Here is a 23,653-nt window from a genome sequence, read left to right as displayed (position 1 = left end):
TCTCTATGCCTTTTATGATTAATATACTGAACATGAAGACGAACGGAGTGACTCAAAACGGAAATATTGATATCGGCGCTACTGTTCATAACAGCCATACCGCCAATACAAAATTTGTCGGCGGAAATATATCATTAGGAGATTGTTCATTTTCTAATTCTTTGATGGGCAATCAAATGCTTGATACGGATGTGAGTGATCAGGATCAAATTATGAATCCATCCTTGCCAATGACCTACCAAATCTAACCGAAAGGAGGAACGGTCATGTTTCCTTTTAAACCCCCATTCTCCTCAAATAAGGAGTGGCAAAAATGGGTGAATCAATTCAATGATGGCGAAATTGAACGGTATGTTCAGGATGTGCTGGCCAAAACTCTGCCCGATTCGCTGCAAGCCCATCAAAAGCATTTCGACTTTTTAAAGAACGCTCCGTTTTCTCCTGCACAAGATCAAGAAGTGATCCCAGACAACAGCCCTCCCCCCATTCATATTTCGGTCTTTGAAACCCATGAGGACGTCTATGTGAAAATTCCATTACAAGATCCGGCAGCCTTATCCAGTTTAAAAATATACCATACCTCCAATCAAACGATTTTAGAAGGACTCCCGGGAACAGAAGACAAAAAGATCGTCATATTGCCGGCGGTTGTAAAGAAAAAAGGCGCAACCGCTAATTTTAAAGATGGCATCCTTCAACTGAAAATACCGAAAGAAATTGATTTGCAATACTCTGAAATCGATGTAAGCGAATTAGAAGAATAAACATAAACAGCCTTCATTAGCAGGTTAGGCAAGGAGGTGCGACCCTTGGATATAGAAAAGTTCAAGCAATGGATGAATGTCGCCCAGCAATATCATTCAGGCGAATTTTGGAACTCTGTCTTTGAGCAGGTACAACCTAAACCGAGTGTCCGAAAGCAAGCGGAATCCGTCCCTGCTGTTGACATTTTCGCAGATAATTCTCAGATTGTGCTGATCATTGAGCTCCCTGGCCTGACAAAAGAAGATGTGCAATTATCGGTTACCGGGAACACACTGACGATTCAAGGGCAAGTGAAACAAATGCTTAACGGAGAATTTCTGCTAAATGAGCGCTATTATGGTGAATTCAAGCGAACGATTCAACTCCCGGAACCGGTTGAAAGCAAAAATGTATCCGCAAAATTTTACCACGGTCTTCTTATACTTAGTTATTATCGTTCATATGCCCGGGAGGAACCTATTTTTATCGACTAGCCTCCCTCTTCTGCCAAATAAAGCGTGAGGGAGTTTTTGCAATGAAGATTAATTTCGATAAAGACAAGATAACGGAAACGATTCAAAGTGAAATGAAAGAGCTGAAACACAAGCTGCAGCCATGCTCTCAGCTGAAGGAGCAATTCGAGCAAATACAGGAAATCAAGAAGCAAATCCTTCAGCTGAAAGAGCAAACAAATGAAGCAATTATCATTCGCCGCCCCCACTCTCCTTCCAGTCAAACGGAAAATGCGGCCATCTCCAACGCTTCATTCTCAGAGCAGCTGAGCCAGTCCATCACTGCCCTTCATCAATTGGAAGGCCTGACGGCAAAAATGATGAAGAGCCGTCTCCAATTAGAAGATCAGCTCATGCAGTTTGAAAAGCGCTTGCTCCAATGCCCTGAGAGTACGGGCTCCTCTAAAAGCGGACAGCCTATCATTTATCAGGAATTTAATATTAACACCTTGTATCTCGATAAATATGAATTGACGAATAATTTGGGGCAGTTAGGCATCAAAGAGCTAAACGGCAGGCTGTATATCGGAGCGGTTAACGGGCCCGCTTCAGCCGCTGAACAAACGAAAGCGCCGCCTGCTGAAAGCGGCGAACAAAACAGCCAAACCCCACCTAAAAAAGAGAATTCCTGATCCGCTCTCATGATTAGCCAAGCCATAAACTGATTTGAAACAAATCCTTTGACAATGTTTTTACGGTTCCATACAATGAGTGGGCAATCAATACGAAGCAGCAATTGCAGGATGATCGATATGAAGCGACCTTTAGATGAATATATCAGTATCTTTATCCACCAGACGGCTTTAATGATCACTAGCTATGTCAAAAAGGCCGGCGCCTTTTAATCTCGCCCCAGAGCAAAATTTAGTACTGATGCTGCTCCGGCAACTAGATGGATTATCCCAGCAAGAAATTGCCAAAAGGCCGAATAAAGATAAAACAAATGTTGCCCATATGGCCGTTAACCTTGAGCAAAAAGAGCTTATTCGCAAGGTTTATAATCACAGAGACCGCCGCTCTTTGAACATTTATTTAACCGATAAAGACACCGGACTGAGCACTGATATGATTCCCAGTGCGAATAAAGTGAACGGGCTTCTTTAAAGGCCTCACCGCAGCAGAATTACGGGAGCTTAGAAGAATTCTAATGAAAATGCAACAATATATTCAATAAATCACTTTTTGCTGTAAAGGTTGCTGCAGCAACCTTTTTTTGCCAGATAGTGCCTCGATCCAGCAATTGCTCAAATGGAGGAAACAGTATGGAAAACATATTATTTATTAAAGCAAATTCCCGGCCCGCAGACCAGGCCGTAAGTGTTCAACTTTACCAAGCCTTTCTTGAAAACTTCAAGGCCTCTCATCCGGAGGCGTCCGTCACAGAGCTCGATTTATTTAAAGAAAACCTTCCCTACTATGATACCGACAAAATTAACGGGATGTTTAAGCTTGCAAAAGGACTGGAATTAACACCAGAAGAAGAGAAAGCCGCTGCGATTGTCAATAAGTATCTGAATCAATTTCTTGCAGCGGATAAAGTGGTCATCGCTTTCCCACTGTGGAACTTCTCGGTACCGGCTGTCTTGCACACCTATTTTGACTATTTATGCCAAGCAGGCAAGACGTTCCGCTACACAGCGGAAGGACCGGTCGGCCTGCTTTCCGACAAAAAAGTCGCTCTATTAAATGCCAGAGGAGGCATCTATTCGAAAGGACCGGCAGCTGCTTCGGAAATGTCCCTCCATTATGTGAAGACGCTTCTGTCCTTCATGGGCATTCACGATATTACTACTGTGATCGTGGAAGGACATAATCAATTCCCCGATAAAGCAGCCGATATTATTGCGGACGGCATCCAAACAGCGTCCGAAACCGCCAAGCTTTTTTAAGACGATGAAGAGAAAAAAGATGAAATTTCAATCTTGTTCCGGTATGTTTATATCATGATATCTTTTGATTGGACAGGAGGACAAGATCTTCATGCTAAAGACACCTATAGGGAAATTAAGGTTTATGGGCTATTTTGAAGGCATCTCTCTCTTAATCTTGTTATTTATCGCTATGCCGCTTAAGTACGGAGCCGATATGCCTGAAGCCGTCCGAATTGTCGGCTCCATTCATGGCGCGTTATTTATCGTGTATTGTCTGGTGATTGCCTACGTTACCTTAAAAATCAAATGGGATATAATTTGGGCGGCAGTTTCCGTTATCGTTGCCTTTATTCCATTCGGCAACTTTATTCTGGACAAGAAACTGCGCGAGCTGGACGCAAAGTAACCAGATATGAATATTTCGGAAAACGGGTAAGAAAGCAAGTGCTGCTTTTTTACCCGTTTTTTGTTCCGCCTAGAAGTTCCGGCGCCTACATGCCCGGTTCAGGCGGCAAAAGCGCTGGCAGCCTTTGTTCCTCTTTTTAACAGCGGGGAGAAACATCTGTGCTGTTTGCAGGTTCACTTTATTATTTTCCGCGAATCATGCCATACTATTTAGAAGAGGTGAAGAGCATGTATCGACTGCTGTCTCATAATGATTTAGACGGCGTGGGCTGCGGCATTTTAGCCAAAATCGCTTTCGGGAAAAAGTCCACGTCCGTTATAACTCAGTATCCGGGCTTGACCATGAAGTTAAATGGTTTTTAGATCACGGCGATAAGAATACGTTTTTACTGATTACAGGTTTTCGAACAAGAAAGCCCACACAGGTCGCAGACCGTCTTGAGACGTGGGATGATAGTGAGGTCAAATACGGAGTACCGCATTTAACCGTAAGGTTTTGCGGTACTTCAAGTATTGGAAAACTCCACTATATTTATTTTTATATATTTGTTGTCGTTTATAGTGAAAACTGATAAAAATATAAGTATGGAAGATTATAGAAGAACTACTACAACCGTATCATTCATTAACTATCATTTTGTGTTTTGTCCTCGATACAGAAGAAAAATATTTCTTGACAACAAGGTAGAAAAGAGATTCAAAGAAATGGTGCACGAAATATGCGAACCACTAAAAATACAAGTGATTGCTTTAGAATGTGACAAAGACCATGCACACATGTTTCTCAATGTACTACCTACACTAAGCCCTGCAAACATCATGGCAAAAATCAAAGGAGTGACATCTAAACAGTTGCGAGAAGAATTTCCGCACCTGCGACACCTGCCAAGTTTGTGGACACGTTCTTATTTTGTTTCTACTGCTGGAAACGTATCAAGTCAAACTATAAAGCGATATGTTGAACAACAAAAAACAAGGGGGTGAAATCATGTCACAAACAATCACTGTAAAAATCAAATTGCTACCTACTAAAGAACAGGATTTGACTTTGACCGAAATGAGTAAAACATACATTTCAACAATCAACGATCTTGTGTCTGAAATGGTAAAAGAAAAGAAAAGCACTAAGAAAACAAGTAAAAACATTGGTGCTTCTTTGCCCAGTGCGGTGAAAAACCAAGCAATTAAAGATGCGAAAAGTGTTTTCAAGAAGGCAAAGAAAACAAAACTTGAAACCATTCCAGTCTTAAAGAAACCTACGTGTATCTGGAACAACCAAAACTACTCTTTGGACTTCACTCATATTTCACTGCCGATCATGATTGACGGTAAAGCCAAGAAAACGCCTATTCGGGCTTTATTAATTGATAAGGAAAATCGAAATTTCAATTTGCTGAAACATAAGTTAGGCACATTGCGTATCACGAAAAAGTCAAATAAATGGATCGCACAAATTTCTGTCACTACGCCTACTCCTCAAAAAACGGGATTCAAGGTTATGGGAGTTGACTTAGGTTTAAAAGTTCCGGCTGTTGCAGTAACTGATGACGGAAAAGTGCGTTTCTTTGGTAACGGCAGACAGAATAAATATAAAAAGAGAAAGTTTCGTTCTGTTCGTAAAGCATTAGGCAAAAAGAAAAAATTAAATGCTATCCGCAGTTCAAAAAACAAGGAACAGCGTTGGATGAAAGATCAAGACCATAAAGTAAGTCGTGCGATTGTTAATTTTGCTAAAGAAAATGAAATCTCTGTCATTCGTATAGAACAATTAGCGAATATCAGACAGACGACAAGAACAAGTCGTAAAAACGAAAAGAATTTGCATACATGGTCCTTTTATCGTCTATCTCAATTTATTGAGTACAAGGCCAAGTTAGAAGGCATTAAGGTTGAATATGTGAATCCTGTTTATACGAGTCAAACATGTCCTCACTGTTCTGAAAAGAACAAAGCACAAGACCGTAAATACAAGTGTAAATGCGGATTCGAGAAACATCGTGATCTAGTAGGTGCTATGAATATTCGATGTGCACCTGTGATTGATGGTAATAGTCAATCAGCATAGGGAACTATAGGTTCTGCCCTATGAGGGGCAATGAGATGCCCTCATCTTGAAGGCTGTTCAAAACAGAAATGGACTGCGAACGCTTAGTCATTCAAGAATCCCACCCGTTTAACCGTAAGGTTTAGGGCTTGCGTCTTTAGACGTGGGAGTCTCAACGACCTGTCTGTTAATGAAGAAAATGAAAAAAAGCTCGAGGAATTTTATCAAAGCGGCGGCCAAGTGCAATTACTTGATCATCATCAGTCCGCATGGCATTTGAATGCATATGATTGGGCGCATATTTCAGCGGAAGAGGAAGGAACCCCGGCATCAGCTGCCTCCTTGCTTTACGAGTTCCTCCTTTCCCGAAAACTGCTGGAACCTTCGCAGGCCATCACCGAGTTTGTCGAACTCATTAGGCAGTATGATACATGGGAATGGGAGAAAAACGATAATCAAGCAGCCAAAAGACTGAACGCTTTTTTCTTTTTAGTTTCCATCGATGAATTTGAAGAAAGAATGATCAGCCGGCTGACAACGCAGGAACATTTCTTCTTTGATGACTTTGAACAAAGCCTGCTGGATATGGAGGAAAAGAAAATCGAGCGCTATATTCGCCGCAAGCGGAGAGAACTCATTCAAGCATCCGTAGGCGAACATCTCGCCGACATCGTTTACGCGGAGTCCTATCATTCCGAGCTTGGAAATGAACTGGGTAAAGAATGTCCCTATCTGGATTATATTGTTGATTGACAATAAAGTTGTTAAATTTACAATAATGTCGTTTAAAAACAAATAAAGTAGTTTGAAAAATCGGCGCAATGTTAGCAATTTACACCAATTATTTCTTTCGTTTTGTAATAAAAGAAATAATATTTAAATATTATTAAAGTGTAAAAAAGCGTAGATAGTTATTATTGCAATTTAATTAACCACCCTTTATTATTAAGTTAACTTAATAATAAAGGGTGGTTTCGTATTGAAAGAACTTGTTGGAAAAATAAATAGTTTACAAGCACAGTTGAATATGCAATTAGCAAGTAAATATGAGAAGCATATCGATAATCAATTAACAGCAAAACAAGTGTTAGTATTAGAATTAATTCGCTCTGGTGTTACTTCAACAAAAGATTTGGCAGATAGCTTAAACGTTTCAACGAGTGCGGTCAGTCAATTATTAAACAAGCTCGAAGCTCATGAGTATATTATTAGAACAATTGACAAAGAAAATCGAAGAAAAATAAAACTCCAATTAACTGAGAAAAGTGAAAAGTATTTTGAGCAAATGATATTACTAGAAAAAGAAATGAATGAAAATCTATATGGGCTACTACCAATAGAAGATTTACAGCATTTAGCACGTATACTTGAACAATTGATAAAGCTAGCGGGAGATGAATAAAATGATTTGGATTGGGAAAGCAAAGCCAATGTGGCTCTTTATGCTCGCTTTAATTATTTGTAGTAACTTTATGGTATATCAAACTTCAGTCGGATCAAAGATTTTACCCGAAGATACGCAATCTATTGTGCTAGGTTCAATGTTAGATTTTATTATTTTATTGCCTTTATTCATTATGCTATATCGCGATAAATTCACATTCAAATCAGCAATTATTTTATCGGCACTAGGGTGTATTTTAATTCGTTTTCTTATACCCCCTTCGTTGTTAGGGCCTTATGAAATGATTGTTTGGATTGGCATCATTGTAGAAGGTTGTATTATTCTTTTAGAGCTTTTATTAATCATCACATTTGTTCGTTATATGCCGAAGATATTAAATGAAGTAAAGAAAAGTACTCTCCCTGTCGCTTTTTCCTTCTCGCAAGCAGTAGAGCAATACGTGCGAAATAACTCAATTATCCAAATGATCTGTTCTGAATTGCTTATGCTCTATTATGCATTCAGTAGCTGGAAAAATACAGAACCAATAGGAATTACTATGTATAAAAAATCGAACTTTATTGCATTTCAAATCATGATGATGCACGCCATTATAGTAGAAACGATAGGGGTACATTATTGGCTACATGAAAAAGCGCCAATTTTATCGATAATTTTATTAGCTTTAAATATTTACTCGGTTATTTTTTTCTTAGCGGACATACAAGCTTTGCGTTTAAATCCAATTTATTTCGCTAACGAATCATTTTATCTGTCATTAGGTTTAATGAAACGTGCAAAAATTGACTATTCTAATGTTGAATGTATGATTGAGGATTCAGCTGTTTTAGAACGTAAACTGACAAAGGATACTATTGACTTTGTGATACGTGATTTTGAAAAGGTATATCCAGATGTGATTTTAAAAATGAAAACCCCACAAAAAGTGATACTTTTTATGGGATTTGAAAAAGAATATAATTATGTAGCAATTAAATCAGATGCTCCTAGTGAACTGAAAATGCATATTAAAAATAATATGGGATAGTATCGCCGGGTGTATGTTTAACGATTCGCTTTCCGAAATTAATCAACTTTATTGTGCTTAAATAGGCGTAAGATACAAGAAAATCAAATTTTTTTAAACAAATCTAATAATCATCTATCGACTTATCAGATAGATGATTATTAATTTTTCGGGATGAAATTAAACAACTTTATTATTTCTATACATATATCGCTATTCTAAATATGGGCGGCAAACGAATGGGGCTGCGGACGATTCATGACTATATCGACGTCTCCAAAATTGCCGGCGTGTATGGAGGCGGTGGCCATGCTAAAGCATCCGGCTGTTTATTGACAGAGGATGTGTATCAAACATTTGTTAACGATACTTTTCATTTGAAGCCGCTGCGGGAGGATGCCAAAAGAAATCGCTATAATGTAAAGGAATCTCTCTTTGGCTCACTCTACGAAAATCAAGAGAAAGAAACTTTTCTGCTGTACCCGATCAATCAGCAGAAGTGGGCAATTGAGCACAGCCGCTCAGCGATCAGCGAAACCTTTGCAAATTTCTTCGAAGGAGAACATTTCTTAAAAAGACAATTCAGCGCTTGGTTGGCAAAAGATGATGAGTTTGTCCATTATTTAATGAGCCGCAGCAAAAATCATTGGGCGGCACCGTAAAATCAAAGAAATATGCGTGAAAAAGCTGCTGACCCCTTCAAGCCAAAAGCCGCCGAGAGAGTCCCTCTCTGGCGGCTTTTCATTCCAAACAAGCAAATTAGATCATCCAGTTCTCTGCCCCTTCATCCAGACCGAGCAGTAAAACGTCTACCTCATCTCCCGCCTGGAAGCCTCTCGTTCCGCCCGGCAGAACAATCATTGCATTTCCCTTGGCAATCGAGGAGACCGCGCTGGATTTATTGAACCCCGCGGGCGCGACCTTCGCTCCTTCTGGTGTTTCTTGATACACCGCCCGGACAAATCTCGTAAACGGATTGGCTTTGGTGAAATCTTCAGCTAGCACAGCTTTGGCATAAGGCAGGAACGGTTTGCGCGACCCCATCATTTTCAGCAAGGCCGGACGGGCAAACAATTCAAACCCGCTGAAGCAGGCGGATGGGTTTCCGGAAAGGCCGAATAACAGTTTGCCGTCTGCATGCGTTACGGTTGTCACGCTGCCCGGACGCATCGCCACTTTATTAAATAGCACTTCGGCGCCCAACCGCTTATAAATCTCTGGGAGATAATCAAAGTCACCAACAGATACGCCCCCTGTCGTAATTAAACAGTCGGCTTCTTCCAAGGCGGTTTTGACGATTTGCAGGCAAGCTTCCAAATCATCTTCTTTCATGCCATACGAGCGGCTCTCAACTCCAATTCTCTTTAACTGGGCAGCGATCATGGGACCGTTGCTATTTCTTATTTTTCCCGGCTCTAATGGCTGGCTGACATCGACAAGCTCACTGCCTGTAGCTAAAATGCCGACAAGCGGCTTTGCGGACACCTTCACTCTGTCATAGCCGAAAGTAGCTAATAGCGCGATAACTCCGGGATGGATAAAATGGCCTGCGTCCAGTAAGACCTCACCCTTCTTCGCTTCTTCACCCCGCATCGATACGTTTTCATTCGCGTGAAAAGCTTTACGGACCGTAAAGGTATTTCCGCTCTCCACCGTTTGTTCAAGCATCACGACGGCGTTCGCATCGTCAGGCAATGGAGCGCCAGTCATAATCCGCACCGCTTCTCCTTTAGCTAAGGGCTTACGGCAAACCTCTCCCGCTCCAATATGGTCGATGACTGTAAATTGCTTGCGATACTCACCGGAGGCTCCTTCTGAATCCTCTGCGCGGATCGCGAATCCGTCGTATGGAGAGCGCGTAAAAGCTGGTACATCCTCTGTGGCAATAATCGGCTCAGCCAGTATCCGCCCATAGCTCTCCTCTAACGAAACCGTTTCTGCCCGCAGCGGCTTCACTCTTGTCATAATGGCTTCAATCGCATCGCGTACCGGTATCGGCTTTCTTTTCTCTACCATTTATATATCTCCTTGCTATGTAAGTTTTCTTACTCCATTCTATGCTTCGTTATTTCGTAAACGATATGCTCTAATTCTAAAGAAATCAATTTGTTCATGGCTAATTTGACTGCCCCTGTTGATCCTGGAAGCGCAAAGATTACTTTCTCCCCAACAACACCGGCGCTCGCCCGGCTTAGAAGAGCTCGCGTTCCCACATCCTCCGTAAAACTTAAATAACGGAAAAGCTCGCCAAATCCGTCGATCTCTTTTTCATATAAAGGACGCACCGCCTCAAGCGTCACATCCCGCTTGGCAATACCAGTGCCGCCCGTTGTAATGATGGCATCGACATCTTCCCGGCTCAGCCATCGGGAGACTTGTTCTTGAATAGCGCTAAGATCATCCGCCACTATCGCCGATTCCTTCACTGTAAATCCTGCTTCAGCAGCTAGCTTTCGGACGAGCGCTCCCCCTTTATCGGTTGTCTCAGTCCTCGTATCGCTTACGGTCAAAACAGCAATGCTTACTTCCTTTTTTAATTGAAAATGCTGTGACATCTCTTTCACTCCTTTCCGCCTGCTTTTGATACAAGTGTAGCTTTTTCGCCGCCAGCTGTCACTTCAAGAGACTTTCCGCGGCAGCCGTACCGTCTAATATTCGAATCGCACTTCAGAATTCCTTCCATACCCGCATCCAAAATAACAATTTGCGGAATATCGACAAATTATTCTTTGTTTTGGCGATAGCTACCAAAACTCAAGCAAAGGACCGATCTGCCTCTTCAGCTATTCCTATTTTACAAAACCTTTCATTATTATATATATACTAAATGACGGACAGGAGCGCTTCTCTCATTCTCCTGTCTGATTTTTTTCATCACCCGCTGATGAAACTTCTTTTTATTTCCATAAGATTTGTTGTTTTTCCATTCATTTACTTCCATAATTGAACTTTTTGTGACAACATTCGAATTCAATTGTGTTTTCTTCCCAGACAGAATATCATAGGACTCGCAATAGGTTCCATGAATAAATCACATTTATTCTCCTAATGTAGAGTTATTGTGAAATATTGAACAACAACAATATTTCATATCAGCAATAATTCCTATTTATAGAAGAAAGGGGTACATTATGAAGAAAATGAGATGGCTGTTCTTATTTGCGATTTTCACTATTTCTACTGTGCTTACAGGCTGTGAAAATCCTTTATTAGTTTTGGATCCTAAAGGTCCTCAATCCAAAACTCTCTCTGATACAATCATACTCTCAATATTTACTATGGCTGGTATTTTGCTAGTGGTATATATCCTTTATGCCTTTGTGCTTACAAAATACCGCGCTTCTAAACTGGATGCGGATTATGAACCGCCGCACGAGGAAGGGAACAAATGGCTGGAAATTATTTGGACTCTTATTCCGGTCATTATCGTTATCTTCTTATCCGTTGTTACGGTCCGCTCTACAGGTGAAGTGGAAAGTGTACCAAAAGGATATGAAAAAGACAAACCGCTGATTATTTATGCCTCCTCTTCCAACTGGAAATGGCATTTCAGCTATCCGGAGGAAGGAATTGAAACAGTCAACTATGTAAACTTGCCTGTTGACCGTTCAGTGCAGTTCCGCTTGTATTCATTTGGACCTATTACAAGCTTCTGGATTCCGCAGCTTGCCGGACAGAAATATGCAATGAGTGATATGGTGACAAGAATCAACCTTGTCGCTGATACACCAGGATCTTACATGGGTAAGAACTCAAACTTTAACGGTAAAGGATTCGCAGAAATGGAATTTGAAGCACAAGCGATGACACCGGCCGATTATCAAGAATGGGTCAATGACGTTAAAGAAACAGCGCCAAAATTAACTGAACAAGAGTTTGATGGTCTGTTAAAAGCTCATCATGTCGGACGCAAAACATATAATTCTACCCACTTGGATTTCCGTCCTGCTCCTGAAGGAGAAAATGGCGGACATAATCATGGGGGCAATCAAGAGACTGAACATCAGGGGCATGAAGGCAGCCAAGATGCTGAACATCAGGGACATGAAAGCAGTCAAGATGCTAAACATCAAGGCCACGAGAGCAATCAAGGCTCCAAAGATGAAGGCGCTTCAAACGCTCAGGAGGCTCACCATTAATCCAACCGAAGGATGTTCAATGGATTTTGTCAGGAACCTAACATGAAAGGAGTCAAAAACCTATGAAATGGGACGAATTTTTCGTAACCGGCGAACCGATGATTTACGCTGCGATGGCTAGCATTGTCCTCGTTTCCGTCGCCATAGTTGCGGGTCTAACCTATTTTAAAAAGTGGGGTTACCTTTGGAATGAATGGTTAACCACTGTTGATCATAAAAAAATTGGTGTCATGTATATTATCGCAGCCCTTCTCATGCTTTTCCGCGGAGGAGTCGATGCGTTATTGATGCGGGCGCAGACAGCCGTACCAGAGAACGGTTTGCTTAATGCGCAGCATTACAATGAAATCTTTACTACCCACGGACTTATCATGATTCTATTTATGGCGATGCCATTTATTATCGGTTTAATGAACGTGGTAATTCCGCTGCAAATCGGCGCGCGGGATGTTGCTTTCCCAAGATTAAACGCCGTCAGCTTTTGGTTATTCTTTTTCGGAGCTATGCTCCTAAATATCTCCTTTGTCATCGGGGGATCGCCTGATGCTGGATGGACGGCTTATTTCCCGTTAGCCGGACCAGAGTTTAGTGAAACAGTCGGAAACAACTACTACTCCATTTCCTTGCAAATTGCAGGACTTGGTACTTTAATGACAGGTATTAACTTTATCGTCACTATTTTAAAAATGCGGGCGCCTGGCATGACGTTAATGAAAATGCCAATGTTTACTTGGTCTGTATTAATCACTAACGTTATTATTGTTTTCGCTTTCCCTGTATTAACAGTAGCGCTTGCTTTAATGATGCTGGACCGCCAATTCGGCACACAGTTCTTCTCAATGGCAAACGGCGGAATGGACATGCTTTGGGCCAACCTCTTCTGGGTATGGGGACATCCTGAAGTCTATATTGTTATCCTTCCTGCCTTCGGTATTTACAGCGAAATCATCTCTGCTTTCGCTAGAAAAAATCTTTATGGCTACAAATCAATGGTTGCTAGTATGGTCGTCATCTCCATGCTTTCCTTCCTTGTATGGGCGCACCATTTCTATACAATGGGTCATGGAGCTATGGTTAACAACGTCTTCTCCATTACAACAATGGCGATTGCGATTCCAACCGGGGTTAAGATCTTCAACTGGCTCTTTACTTTGCGTAAAGGAAAGATCACATTTACTACTCCGATGCTTTACTCGCTCGCCTTTATTCCGATTTTCACAATCGGTGGGGTAACCGGAGTTATGCTTGCAATGGCAAGTGCCGATTATCAATATCATAATACGATGTTCCTTGTCGCTCACTTCCATTACGTATTAATTCCAGGAACCGTCTTTGCTGTTATTGCCGGATTCCATTTCTGGTTCCCGAAAGTGTTCGGATTCCGTTTAAACGAGCGCCTTGGTAAATTAGGCTTCTGGCTGATTGCTGTCAGCTTTAACGTTACCTTCTTCCCTCTATTTATTTTGGGACTGGATGGTTACACACGCCGTATGTACACATACTCAGAAAGCACTGGCTACGGCCCGTTAAATATGCTTTCCTTTATCGGTGCTCTCGGATTAGCAATCGGATTCCTTGTCCTTGTGTACAATATTTACTGGAGCATTCGCTACAGCCCTCGGGATGAAAACGGCGACCCTTGGGATGCAAGATCTTTGGAATGGAGCACACACAGCCCTGTTCCTGTCTATAACTTTGCAAAAGTGCCAACAGTTAATTCTCTTGATGCTTACTGGTTCTCTAAGAAAAACAACAAACCGCTTACAGATGATGGCCCATATGAACCGATTCACATGCCTAGCAACAGCGGTCAGCCGTTCATTATGGGGGTTGCCTTCTTCTTCTTAGGATTCTTTGCAGTCTTTAGCTGGTGGACTCCAGCCATCATTGCCGGATTAATTGTACTTGGAACAATGACTTACCGTACTTTCGAGCGTGATCACGGTTATTACATCTCAGTAGAAGAAATTGAACAGACTGAAAAAGCATTGCGAGGTGACAAATAATGAAAGTGGATAACTCGCTGCCTCTTGAATACAGCACAGAGGAAAACAGATTAAAAATAGTAGGGTTTTGGATCTTTTTAGGGGCAGAAATTGCCCTCTTCTCCACCCTCTTTGCCGTGTACTTCACATTGGCAAACCGGACGGGGAACGGTCCTACAGGCCAGCAGATTTTTGAACTGCCTCCTGTCATGCTGGAAACGATCTTGTTATTAACAAGCAGCTTCACTATAGGACTTGGCATTAACGCGATGCGCCTTGGTGCAAAAAAAGCGATGATGACATTCTTTATTATCACTCTTATTCTAGGCTTAGCCTTTTTAGGAGTGGAAATCTTCGAGTTTGTCACCTACGTTAATGAAGGTGCAACGATACAAACCAGCGCCTTCCTATCCAGCTTATTTACGCTGCTGGGTACTCACGGCCTTCACGTAACTTTCGGCCTTCTGTGGGGAATTGCCATTTTAATGCAAGTGAAAAAGCACGGTCTTACACCTGAAACAGCGAATAAATCGTTTATCTTTTCACTGTACTGGCATTTCCTTGATGTCGTATGGATCTTTATCTTCAGCTTCGTTTATTTGAAAGGAATGATGTAATGATGAAACAACTATTCCCAAGACATCATGTGATGGGATTCGTTTTCTCACTAGTCCTTTCACTCGTTGCTCTAGCTGTTCTTTACTTTGACATGTCCTTTACTGCTGGCATGACGATCTTATTAATTACCGCAATTGCACAGGCCAGCGTTCAATTGCTGCTGTTCATGCATATCGGTGAAACTTCGGATCGTGCAACCCTCTATACAAATATCGCCTACGCGCTGTTTGTTGGTGTTGTCACTATTATAGGAACGCTGTTTACAATGATTTGGGGGTATATGTAAAAGCCCCATTCAAAAAAACCGCCTACCGGCAATCGGTTGGCGGTTTTTTTCTGCTTCCCCGCCTTCTCTTTTTTTCATATATTGCAAAACCCACCTTGTTTTTTCCTGTTATTCCCGTTATAGTGTATATATAAACATAAACACCATATCAGAAAGGAATGAAGTCATTGCCGAAAGAACCGGTATTATCCGTCCGTAAATTAGGAAAATCCTTCAAAGACAAACGCATCATCGACAATGTTTCTTTAGAAGTTCATAAAGGCGAAATCCTGGCAGTGCTCGGGCCTAATGGCGCCGGAAAATCTACAACCATCCGCTGCATAATGGGCATTCTATATCCCGATGAAGGCTCGGTCACCTTTCATCATCATTCTTCTCAAGAAATCCCCCGTCACAAAATCGGCTACTTGCCAGAAGAACGCGGGCTATATAAAAATGTGAAGATCATGGATGTCTTGCTTTACTTAGCCGATTTGAAGAACTACCCTGCCAAAAAAGCGAGACAACGAGCTTTAGATTATTTGAAAAAATTCGGCCTGGAAGGGAAGGAAAACGCAGTCATCGAAGAACTGTCAAAAGGAATGGGGCAGAAAGTACAGTTCATCGCTTCCATTATTCACGAGCCTGAGCTGTTAATTTTAGATGAGCCGTTTTCCGGATTGGATCCTGTCAGCCAAGAACTGTTTAAAAAAGAAATCCGGATGCTCGCCGAGAGAGGAACTTCCATTCTGCTTTCCTCTCATCAAATGAATGTAGTAGAAGAATTATGCGACCGTCTTTTTATGATTCATCGCGGGCAAAAAGTCCTCTACGGAACAATGGATGAAGTGAAAGCGGAATACGCCAATTTCAAGTGCAGCATTCGCGGACATAACACTCGGGACTTGCTGGAACAATTACCGGATGTGCAGCGCATTGATCAAGAGAATGATCTATCTGTCATATATTTAAAGCCGGATGTCCAGATGCCTCACTGGATCAAATGTCTACCAGACCATCTCGATATACAGGAGCTTTCCATCGACCGCATCTCCTTGCATGAAATCTTTATTGACATCGCCGCCGATAAACATCTATTAAAGAATGGAGCTGATTCCCATGCGCAATAGTCTTAAAGTAGCCAAGTGGGAAATAAAAAAGAATATCAAGAACAAATCCTTTCTCATCTCGCTGTTTTTAACTCCGCTCATGTTCATTCTATTCAGCACATTGCCGTCATTATTTGATAACTTTAAGAGCGAGCCGAAACCTGTCAATGTCTACATTTCGGATGAGTTGCATATTTGGAATGATATTCAAAAGACGGCGAAAGCCCTCGACTGGAAGATTAAGAAAACAACAAAGAGTGAAACAGAGATGTTGAAACACTTGAATGAGGCGGAAAATACGGTTTATATTCCCTTGACGAAAACCTCTTTAGCGCAAGGAATCATTCCTATTTATCAAAGTGAGGATATGAGCGATGATTTTATGGAAAAAGTCAATGTTTTAAAACAGCCATTGCGGCAGTTTCAAATAGAGCAGATGGGATTAACCGCTGAACAAATGAAGCTGATCTCGCAAGGCATTCACTTTAAAGCCATGTCAGCAACTGAAGCCAATCACCCTACTGAATCGAAGCAAGAAAGCAGCATCGCTCCACTCAAACGGATCGTTCCCGGGCTGGCTGCCGGCATCATTTTCTTTTCCATCGTTTTGACAGGAATGATGATTTTTCAAAGCGCGTCACAGGAAAAGAAAGAAAAAGTAGCCGAAATCATCCTCTCCTCCCTGACACCAGCAGATTTAATGCAAGGGAAGATTATCGGTTATTTTGTTCTCGGTCTCACACAGGTTCTCGTATGGCTGAGCTTTGCCATTCCACTGATCATTTGGAAAATCGATATTCCTGTTCTCGAGTACTTATTCGTTCCCGAGTTCTTGCTCTTTCTGCTGATCGCTATTGCCGGTTATCTGCTGTTTGCTGCTATTTTCGTTGGTCTTGGAGCAACAGTGGAAGACATGACCACAGCCGGCAACTTTCAAAGTTTAGTCTTTATGCTGCCGTTCCTGCCATTCGTCTTAATCAGCCCGATTATGAGTGACCCTGACGGAATAGTTGCGCAAGTCAGCTCCTTTATTCCGTTTACTTCACCAAGTGTGCTGCTCATTCGTCTATCTATTCTTGATGAATGGCCTTGGATAGAAATTATTATCTCGCTCATCATTCTGCTGGCAAGCATCTGGCTTTTCATGAAGCTGGCAGGAAAGATTTTTAAAGTAGGCATTTTAATGTATGGCAAAAACGCTACGCCAAAAGAAATTTGGAAGTGGATGCGTGCGCATTAAGCAGAAAAATCACTCATGAAGCCATTGCTTCAGAAAAGGCCCTCCTCTCGCTGAGATGGACGGCCTTTTCTGGATGTAAGCTTGATTCAGAAGACTTTCCCGCAGTTTGCAGTTATTTCTTTTCATCCCTTCCGCTGGCCGGAAAGCAAGCATCATCCTTCTTCATCTTTTCGTGTGGCTATGCTTGGCCGCCTCTTCAAGCTGGGATTTCGGGCTTGTATCTCCCTTTCCTCCTCCGGCATATCCTTGAGGAGTCACACCGCTAATCGCTGCATTGCCTTTATTCTTATTCTTTCCCATTCAGAACACCTCCTGCCCTTATCATGCGCTTAATACACAAGCGGCAGTAAGGAAATTTTTCCCCTGAACAGACAGCGGAGCTTGCCTTTATCTCCGCTGTGAAGAACAAAATAAACGCGGACATTGCACAGGCGTTTATGCCCCGCTTCATTATTCTCAAAACGGGAGATGAAGGAACCTTACTTGCGGGATAAATAATGTGCGCAAAAGGCGGCCACACTAAAGAGGGATGATTTTTATCCTTCATCACGGACGCTGGGGGGAACAAAATGGCTACGAGACAATCTGTTGAGGAATGCCTGCAGTTATGCGGAGACGCCCTTGAACTGGCAAAAGAACAGTATCGGGGAGCTTCCGCACAGGAGCATGATAATGACTTTGCCTTTAATCAGTCTCAATTAAAAGTTGAACAGGCCCTAAAAGATCTCGAAAAGATGACACAAAGTGCAAATGCCCAGCAAAGGGAACAGCTGCATCGCATGAGACTGCAATTGCAGCAGCAGCAAAATCAAATGATCTTATTGGATCATTAGAAGGATCCGGCTTGCCAGTTATCCTCTCTGCCGGCAAGCCGGATGTTCTTGTCTTGATCATCGCTTCTTGCTGATCCGTGCTGCCCTGCCGCTGTCGGCTTCACTCATGTTAATTATTGCAGCTATGCGCTCTGTTTTCGCGCCCACTCTTGGCCTTTGGCTACCGGAATATACTCAGAAGCGGCGGCAATGGCCAGAAATACAGCAGCTGCTAACCGGTCCTTTATCAAACCACCAGCGCGGCACCAGTCTGCAGCACCGGACAATTTCGCGTTCATAGAAGTATAGATTCATCAGCTGTCTTTTAGAATTGTTCATGTTGGATCATGCAGCATTTTGATTCAAAAGCTTTCCCCTGCCTTTGGCAATGAAGCAAATTCATAGACTTTGTTCAGTCTTGCTGGTTTTCAATAGGAATATCTAAGTGATTCCAGAACTTTCTTTGTTTTTTTAGGAAGAAGCACCATTTGTTTTTTTGCCATTAGGCTGAATAACCAATCGCCTCTTTTCCTCTCCATTCTTATCAATCTCTCATAATATAACGAATCCACTTAGAAATGCGGCAAAAAAGCAAAAGCTCTCACAAAATGATGGTGTTGGTTCCTGTCCCGCGCCTCGGACTCTCCATTGATCATTATAGAAGACCGTCCTGTTAAATCCATGAGTTTCATCTAAACATTTGCTGGCTTCTTTCATACTATGTACTAATTCTTTTAAAAGGAGGTGGAATAGAATGGGCTACCAAGGAGGCTACGGCGCTGGCTTTGCGCTGATTGTTGTCTTGTTTATCTTGTTGATTATCATCGGTGCATCTTATGTAAGCTATTACTAGGATAAACAATTCTTGTGAATGAAGAGAGTCCTGATCCTTTTTATACGGATCAGGATCTCGCAGTCTTGCTGCTCCGCCCCTTTCACCATTAAGCTGTTCCGAAAACTATTGTTCCCCTTCTTTCTGACAGACAATCCAGGTAGAGAGCCCTCCCGTTTCCAATAACGTCTGCAACTCAACCGCGTTCTTGCTTTCTCCCAATCCGCTCGTATACATCGTACAAATGATGACAGCCGTTTTCGGACAGCTTCATGATGCAGCTCCTCCACAGATGAGCTGTCATCATAGCATCCGCTAATGCATGATGGCGATTGGCCGTATCAATCCCTAGCTTAGAACAGCAATCCTCCAAGCGAATGGATGATAGATTGGTTTCCGTCGTCTTCACTAACCAAACGGTATCTATGATGCGATGATGAAACGAAATGTTCAAAAGGCTCCTGTTCGCGTGCTGCAGAAACTTCTTCTCATGCCCAGCATGATGAGCGACCAAATTCTTACCATTAGCGAACCGGTAAAATTGCATCAGCACCTCTAATAAAGGCGGGGCATTCTTCAGCTGTTCTTCCGTAATTCCGGTTAAGCGCTGCACCCGCGGCGAAAGCCGGCCATCATAATGGACAAGCGAATAAAAGGTCTGATCATGAAGAATCCTCCCGCCGCTCACTTTCACCGCTCCGATGGACAGAATCCGGTCTCCTTCTTCAGGAGAAAAACCGCTAGTTTCCAAGTCCAGCACCGTAACATCCAATTCTCGGAGCGGAGTGAATAAACTCTTCTCCGCTTTTATTTCTTTCTCTAAATGCCTGATAAAAGCCAGATGCTGCGAGTTATGATTCTTAAGCAGCGGGGCATAAAGAGCTGAATTGGAACGCCCGTTTAATTGCCGCATCCAGCGGATAATCGGCTCGAATTTCATGGATGCATCGCCCTTGTCACAGCCTTTTCGGTATAGAGGCTCAGCCTTTTGCCATCTGTAAGGAGATGTTTTATTTCTGATTTTTCGCTGCGGCTTAAACTCTTTACACAAAGAAAGCGCCCCTTTTGCAAACGATACTGCAGCAGTCTCCTGAAATTCTTATAATAGTGATCAAGCTCTTGTTGATGCGAAGACCTCTGCATAAGCTCCTTTAGCCGGGACAAGGTGGAGGTGCACGTGATCATTTCTTTAATTGCCAGCAGCCGGATAGAATTCACGTAAGGAAAAAAAGCCGCCGTTTTCAAGTCCACGCACCCCTGATGCCGCCCAGCGGTCTCCGTTAACAGCTGTCCGAAGATGCCAACCGCCTTTTTTCTATATCTCGTGTTATCTAATAGGCGCCCAAGAAGATGCGGATATTGCCGGATGCGGCCCAGCATTTGCTGTTTGAGCATTAGAATTTGCTTCGTTTCCCCCGCTAGTGCTCTCGCATCATAAAAAATTAGCAAATAGCGAATTGACTCCCAGCTCTCCTCCATGATCCAATTGTCTAATTGAAGCGACCAGCCCTCAAATGACTGGCACCAGAGCGGGTTAGAGCTCATAACTTTCCCGGTGCAATAAGGATACCCGGTCACGTCCAGCCCTCTTGAGATTTTATCTCCGAACGCCAGAAAATACGCCGCTGCAGCATCCGTCGCCTGGTCATAAATGATCCCGTGGTCTTGGTCGCTATCCGCTGTCCTCTCCCTCCTTCCGGCGCTGCCTGTCAGAAACCAAGCAAAGCGGCATGGCGGCGGGCCATATTCCCTATTCATCTCCTTCAGTGCAATAGCCAGAGCAGCCGCCATCATTCTTTCATGAAAGGCATCAAACTCATCAGCCGGTGACTGATGAGTTTGATGCTGTTCGTCTCTCCACCTTCTCAACGCTTGAAACGAAGTGAATTCCGGTGCCATCTTCCCACTTCCTTATCGTTCTTACTTATAAGAAGCCAGCTCATTGTTCATTTTGTTCCAGAAACAGCCTCTTCCTTGACTGTATCTGATTACTAATTGGCGATTTTTTGATCCTTGTCAGTGAACGCTTCCGGATAGCCGTAGCTGCCATGCTCGCTCAAATCCAAGCCGATTAACTCTTCTTCCTCTGTCACCCGCAAGCCCTTCAGGATGATTTTCATTCCCCTCAGCACGATAAAGGAAACGGCAAAAGCATACGCTCCAGATACCGCAACGCCCATCGCTTGAACGCCGAGCTGGGTGAATCCGCCTCCGTAAAACAGGCCAGGCAAGCCTACAGTAGCTAATTCCGGTGCAGCAAACAATCCGGTCGACAACGTCCCCCATATGCCAGCCACTCCATGAACGGACAATGCATAGATCGGGTCATCGACTTTCATCCTTTCAAAGAACTTGATGCTATAGAATACGGCCACACCCGCTATCAATCCGATCACTACCGCGGCCCAAGTTTCCACGAAGGCACAGGAAGCTGTAATGGCGACAAGTCCTGCTAATGCTCCGTTTAGCATTGTTGGTATATCCGCTTTGCCCTGTACAGCCCATGAAACCATTAACGCACTCACAGCACCGGCCGCTGCCGCCATATTAGTATTTAATGCGACGAATCCAAAAAAGCCATCTGCCACACCAAGCGTACTGCCTGCGTTGAACCCAAACCATCCAATCCATAAAATAAGAACGCCCAGCGCGGTAAATACTTGGTTATGCCCATGAATGGGGTTGACCGTGCCGTCCCCATTGTACTTGCCGATTCGGGGCTTCAAAAGAATTGTTGCTGCAAAAGCTGCCATCGCTCCTGTCAGGTGTACGACTGTTGACCCGGCAAAATCTTGTTTCCCATGCTCAGCAAGCCAGCCGCCCCCCCAGATCCAATGAGCTACGACAGGATACACCAGCGCGGAAAACAGTAAAGAGAAAATCAGGTAAACAGAAAGCTTGGCCCGCTCAGCAAATCCTCCAAAGGCAATCGTTAAAGCAATTCCAGCAAAGGCTAGCTGGAACATAAAGAAGGCGGCTGTGGAATAGCCGGAGCCCTCCTCTTCTATTCCGGAATAGAAGAAATCGGTCATGCCGACAAAAAAGTTCCCTTTTTCACCGAAAATAAATCCATATCCTACCGCCCAAAACACAAGAGAAGCAAGACCGAAAGTAAATATAGTCTTTCCGGCAATATGCCCGGCATTTTTCATCCGCGTAGAACCCGCTTCAAGTAAAATAAATCCGCCTTGCATAAATATAACTAAAACGGCTCCCAGCGCAATCCATACACTGTTTAATAAATACACGGCATCCATCCCGTACGCCTCCTTCTTTTTGGTTTAGCCTGATCTTTCAAAAAGATCAGGCTCTTTTTCTATTAATACTGCGTAAGATATTGCTCGCGCTCCCACGGATGTACTTGCGTTCTGAACATATCCCATTCAATCTGTTTCGCTTCAACGAAATGCTCAAACAGATGGCTTCCTAAAGAGCGGCTAATGACTTCATCCGCCTTTAATTGCTCAAGCGCTTCGGCCAATGTAGCCGGCAAATCGATGATGCCATTCTCCACCCGCTCTTCTTTTGACATCACATAAATATTTTGGTCAACGGGCTGCGGCGGCGTTAATTGATTTTTAATACCGTCCAGTCCGGCAGAAAGCAGTGCGGCTAGGGCTAAATAAGGATTGGCTGCTGGATCGACGCTGCGAACTTCCACCCGCGTACTCATGCCTCTGGACGCTGGTATGCGGATCAATGGACTTCTGTTCCGTGCAGACCAAGCCACGTAGCAAGGAGCTTCATATCCGGGAACAAGCCGTTTATAGGAGTTGACTGTCGGGTTCGTTACCGCGGTAAAACCGGCAGCATGCTTTATGATCCCAGCGATAAATTGTCTGGCTGTATCACTTAAGCCAAGATCGCCGCTTTCGTCATAAAACGCATTTTGGCCATCTTTAAATAAAGAGAGATTGCAATGCATTCCTGAACCGTTCACACCAAACAGCGGCTTTGGCATGAAGGTCGCGTGCAGTCCGTGCTTCCGTGCGATGGTCTTCACGACAAGCTTGAATGTTTGAATATCATCGCACGCCTGAACAGCATCCTTGTATTTGAAATCAATTTCATGCTGGCCCGGAGCTACTTCATGATGAGAAGCTTCAATTTCAAAGCCCATTTCTTCTAATTCCAACACAATATCACGCCGGCAGTTCTCGCCTAAATCCGTCGGAGCCAGGTCAAAATAACCGCCCTGATCATTCAGCTCTAAAGTGGGCTCTCCTTTCTCACTCAGCTTAAACAGGAAAAACTCCGGCTCTGGCCCTAAATTAAACTCTGTGAACCCCAGTTCTTTCATCTCTTGCAACACCCGTTTTAAATTGCTGCGCGTATCCCCTTCAAACGGCTGGCCATTCGGATGATAGATGTCACAAATCAATCGGGCCACTTTGCCTTTCTCAGCCGTCCAAGGAAAAATAACAAAAGTATCCAAGTCCGGATACAGATACATATCCGATTCCTCAATGCGGACAAAGCCTTCAATGGAAGAGCCGTCGAACATCATCTTATTGCTCAAAGCTTTCTCCAGCTGGGAGGATGGAATTTCCACATTTTTAATCGTTCCCAGAATATCGGTAAACTGCAGGCGGATAAATTTCACATTTTCTTCACGAACTAAACGAATAATTTCATCTTTATTGTATGATTTCATAATAGATCTCCT

General features: G+C 43.1%; 29 protein-coding genes and 2 pseudogenes. 22 read left to right on the top strand and 9 right to left on the bottom strand.

Features of this window, described 5'->3' with window-relative positions; all coding sequences use genetic code 11:
* Positions 1-5: 5 nt before the first annotated feature.
* The 14 genes and pseudogenes from CEF20_RS04495 (at position 6) to CEF20_RS04430 (ending at position 8,649) form a co-directional block, all read left to right on the top strand.
* The gene (locus CEF20_RS04495; RefSeq protein WP_100330667.1) at positions 6-248 is read left to right on the top strand and encodes a spore germination protein; all 243 of its coding nucleotides are present in this window, start codon (positions 6-8) and stop codon (positions 246-248) included.
* 18 nt (positions 249-266) lie between these two features.
* Positions 267-764 (top strand): Hsp20/alpha crystallin family protein, encoded by a 498-nt coding sequence (locus tag CEF20_RS04490; protein WP_100330666.1) that lies wholly within the window; start codon positions 267-269, stop codon positions 762-764.
* Positions 765-809: 45 nt separating this feature from the next.
* Entirely contained in the window at positions 810-1,238 is a 429-nt protein-coding gene (locus tag CEF20_RS04485; protein WP_100330665.1) for an Hsp20/alpha crystallin family protein, read from the top strand.
* A 41-nt stretch (positions 1,239-1,279) separates the two neighbouring features.
* Positions 1,280-1,888 carry a hypothetical protein gene (locus tag CEF20_RS04480; protein ID WP_100330664.1) on the top strand — a complete coding sequence of 203 codons (609 nt, stop codon included), beginning with the start codon at positions 1,280-1,282 and terminating at the stop codon, positions 1,886-1,888.
* Between the two features lie 187 nt (positions 1,889-2,075).
* Positions 2,076-2,360, top strand: a complete 285-nt coding sequence (locus tag CEF20_RS04475) for a MarR family transcriptional regulator (RefSeq protein WP_100330663.1) — start codon at positions 2,076-2,078, stop codon at positions 2,358-2,360.
* Between the two features lie 158 nt (positions 2,361-2,518).
* A complete protein-coding gene (locus tag CEF20_RS04470; RefSeq protein WP_100330662.1) occupies positions 2,519-3,145 on the top strand; it encodes an FMN-dependent NADH-azoreductase in 627 nt (208 codons plus the stop codon).
* 91 nt (positions 3,146-3,236) lie between these two features.
* Entirely contained in the window at positions 3,237-3,533 is a 297-nt protein-coding gene (locus CEF20_RS04465; protein ID WP_100330661.1) for a DUF3817 domain-containing protein, read from the top strand.
* A gap of 227 nt (positions 3,534-3,760) precedes the next feature.
* Positions 3,761-3,930: pseudogene (locus CEF20_RS04460) on the top strand (oligoribonuclease); the annotation flags it as partial.
* A 187-nt stretch (positions 3,931-4,117) separates the two neighbouring features.
* Positions 4,118-4,516, top strand: a complete 399-nt coding sequence (tnpA, locus tag CEF20_RS04455) for an IS200/IS605 family transposase (RefSeq protein WP_100331937.1) — start codon at positions 4,118-4,120, stop codon at positions 4,514-4,516.
* Between the two features lie 4 nt (positions 4,517-4,520).
* Positions 4,521-5,597 carry an RNA-guided endonuclease InsQ/TnpB family protein gene (locus CEF20_RS04450; RefSeq protein ID WP_100330660.1) on the top strand — a complete coding sequence of 359 codons (1,077 nt, stop codon included), beginning with the start codon at positions 4,521-4,523 and terminating at the stop codon, positions 5,595-5,597.
* Between the two features lie 150 nt (positions 5,598-5,747).
* Positions 5,748-6,320: pseudogene (locus tag CEF20_RS04445) on the top strand (oligoribonuclease); the annotation flags it as partial.
* 235 nt (positions 6,321-6,555) lie between these two features.
* The gene (locus CEF20_RS04440; RefSeq protein ID WP_232713370.1) at positions 6,556-6,978 is read left to right on the top strand and encodes a MarR family winged helix-turn-helix transcriptional regulator; all 423 of its coding nucleotides are present in this window, start codon (positions 6,556-6,558) and stop codon (positions 6,976-6,978) included.
* 1 nt (position 6,979) lies between these two features.
* Positions 6,980-8,008 carry a beta-carotene 15,15'-monooxygenase gene (locus tag CEF20_RS04435; protein WP_100330658.1) on the top strand — a complete coding sequence of 343 codons (1,029 nt, stop codon included), beginning with the start codon at positions 6,980-6,982 and terminating at the stop codon, positions 8,006-8,008.
* Positions 8,009-8,211: 203 nt separating this feature from the next.
* Positions 8,212-8,649 (top strand): hypothetical protein, encoded by a 438-nt coding sequence (locus tag CEF20_RS04430; RefSeq protein WP_232713368.1) that lies wholly within the window; start codon positions 8,212-8,214, stop codon positions 8,647-8,649.
* A 97-nt stretch (positions 8,650-8,746) separates the two neighbouring features.
* Here the strand turns inward: CEF20_RS04430 and CEF20_RS04425 are convergent, their stop codons facing one another.
* The 3 genes from CEF20_RS04425 to CEF20_RS17275 are packed head-to-tail and all read right to left on the bottom strand — an operon-like array spanning position 8,747 to position 10,670.
* Entirely contained in the window at positions 8,747-10,003 is a 1,257-nt protein-coding gene (locus tag CEF20_RS04425) for a molybdopterin molybdotransferase MoeA (protein ID WP_100330656.1), read from the bottom strand.
* A gap of 29 nt (positions 10,004-10,032) precedes the next feature.
* The gene (locus CEF20_RS04420) at positions 10,033-10,542 is read right to left on the bottom strand and encodes a MogA/MoaB family molybdenum cofactor biosynthesis protein (RefSeq protein WP_100330655.1); all 510 of its coding nucleotides are present in this window, start codon (positions 10,540-10,542) and stop codon (positions 10,033-10,035) included.
* Between the two features lie 5 nt (positions 10,543-10,547).
* Entirely contained in the window at positions 10,548-10,670 is a 123-nt protein-coding gene (locus CEF20_RS17275; protein ID WP_269799210.1) for a hypothetical protein, read from the bottom strand.
* Between the two features lie 448 nt (positions 10,671-11,118).
* Here CEF20_RS17275 and qoxA point away from each other — a divergent pair, with 448 nt between their 5' ends.
* From qoxA to CEF20_RS04390, 6 genes are all read left to right on the top strand, one after another.
* Entirely contained in the window at positions 11,119-12,126 is a 1,008-nt protein-coding gene (gene qoxA, locus CEF20_RS04415) for a cytochrome aa3 quinol oxidase subunit II (protein WP_100330654.1), read from the top strand.
* A gap of 62 nt (positions 12,127-12,188) precedes the next feature.
* Positions 12,189-14,132 carry a cytochrome aa3 quinol oxidase subunit I gene (gene qoxB, locus CEF20_RS04410; protein ID WP_100330653.1) on the top strand — a complete coding sequence of 648 codons (1,944 nt, stop codon included), beginning with the start codon at positions 12,189-12,191 and terminating at the stop codon, positions 14,130-14,132.
* Entirely contained in the window at positions 14,132-14,728 is a 597-nt protein-coding gene (gene qoxC, locus CEF20_RS04405) for a cytochrome aa3 quinol oxidase subunit III (RefSeq protein ID WP_100330652.1), read from the top strand. The genes qoxB and qoxC overlap by 1 nt, the downstream gene beginning before the upstream one ends.
* Before the next feature lie 2 nt (positions 14,729-14,730).
* Positions 14,731-15,015, top strand: a complete 285-nt coding sequence (qoxD, locus tag CEF20_RS04400) for a cytochrome aa3 quinol oxidase subunit IV (RefSeq protein ID WP_100331996.1) — start codon at positions 14,731-14,733, stop codon at positions 15,013-15,015.
* A 158-nt stretch (positions 15,016-15,173) separates the two neighbouring features.
* Entirely contained in the window at positions 15,174-16,124 is a 951-nt protein-coding gene (locus CEF20_RS04395; protein WP_100330651.1) for an ABC transporter ATP-binding protein, read from the top strand.
* On the top strand, positions 16,114-17,343 hold the full coding sequence (locus CEF20_RS04390) for an ABC transporter permease (RefSeq protein ID WP_100330650.1): 1,230 nt from the start codon (positions 16,114-16,116) through the stop codon (positions 17,341-17,343). The genes CEF20_RS04395 and CEF20_RS04390 overlap by 11 nt, the downstream gene beginning before the upstream one ends.
* A 162-nt stretch (positions 17,344-17,505) precedes the next feature.
* Here the strand turns inward: CEF20_RS04390 and CEF20_RS04385 are convergent, their stop codons facing one another.
* Positions 17,506-17,643 carry a small, acid-soluble spore protein L gene (locus CEF20_RS04385; RefSeq protein WP_100330649.1) on the bottom strand — a complete coding sequence of 46 codons (138 nt, stop codon included), beginning with the start codon at positions 17,641-17,643 and terminating at the stop codon, positions 17,506-17,508.
* 269 nt (positions 17,644-17,912) lie between these two features.
* Here CEF20_RS04385 and CEF20_RS04380 point away from each other — a divergent pair, with 269 nt between their 5' ends.
* Positions 17,913-18,176, top strand: coding sequence for a DUF2524 family protein (locus CEF20_RS04380; protein ID WP_100330648.1), 264 nt, complete (start codon positions 17,913-17,915; stop codon positions 18,174-18,176).
* Positions 18,177-18,298: 122 nt separating this feature from the next.
* Here CEF20_RS04380 and CEF20_RS16520 read toward each other — a convergent pair whose 3' ends face one another.
* Complete coding sequence (locus CEF20_RS16520) at positions 18,299-18,454, bottom strand: hypothetical protein (protein WP_157796191.1); 156 nt, start codon at positions 18,452-18,454, stop codon at positions 18,299-18,301.
* Between the two features lie 455 nt (positions 18,455-18,909).
* Here CEF20_RS16520 and CEF20_RS04375 point away from each other — a divergent pair, with 455 nt between their 5' ends.
* The gene (locus CEF20_RS04375) at positions 18,910-19,008 is read left to right on the top strand and encodes a YjcZ family sporulation protein (RefSeq protein WP_100330647.1); all 99 of its coding nucleotides are present in this window, start codon (positions 18,910-18,912) and stop codon (positions 19,006-19,008) included.
* Positions 19,009-19,183: 175 nt separating this feature from the next.
* On the opposite strand, the gene CEF20_RS04370 is transcribed toward CEF20_RS04375, so the two are convergent.
* The 4 genes from CEF20_RS04370 to glnA all read right to left on the bottom strand — a co-directional run bounded on the left by CEF20_RS04370 (position 19,184) and on the right by glnA (position 23,641).
* Entirely contained in the window at positions 19,184-19,927 is a 744-nt protein-coding gene (locus CEF20_RS04370; protein ID WP_100330646.1) for an exonuclease domain-containing protein, read from the bottom strand.
* Positions 19,924-20,886, bottom strand: coding sequence for a DUF294 nucleotidyltransferase-like domain-containing protein (locus CEF20_RS04365; RefSeq protein ID WP_100330645.1), 963 nt, complete (start codon positions 20,884-20,886; stop codon positions 19,924-19,926). The genes CEF20_RS04370 and CEF20_RS04365 overlap by 4 nt, the downstream gene beginning before the upstream one ends.
* Positions 20,887-20,978: 92 nt before the next feature.
* A complete protein-coding gene (locus CEF20_RS04360) occupies positions 20,979-22,244 on the bottom strand; it encodes an ammonium transporter (RefSeq protein ID WP_100330644.1) in 1,266 nt (421 codons plus the stop codon).
* A gap of 62 nt (positions 22,245-22,306) precedes the next feature.
* Positions 22,307-23,641 (bottom strand): type I glutamate--ammonia ligase, encoded by a 1,335-nt coding sequence (gene glnA / locus CEF20_RS04355; RefSeq protein WP_100330643.1) that lies wholly within the window; start codon positions 23,639-23,641, stop codon positions 22,307-22,309.
* Positions 23,642-23,653 lie beyond the last annotated feature (12 nt).

Origin of the sequence: Bacillus xiapuensis, assembly GCF_002797355.1 — a bacterium.
Lineage (GTDB): Bacteria > Bacillota > Bacilli > Bacillales > Domibacillaceae > Bacillus_CE > Bacillus_CE xiapuensis.
This window is presented reverse-complemented; position numbering and strand designations above follow the sequence as displayed.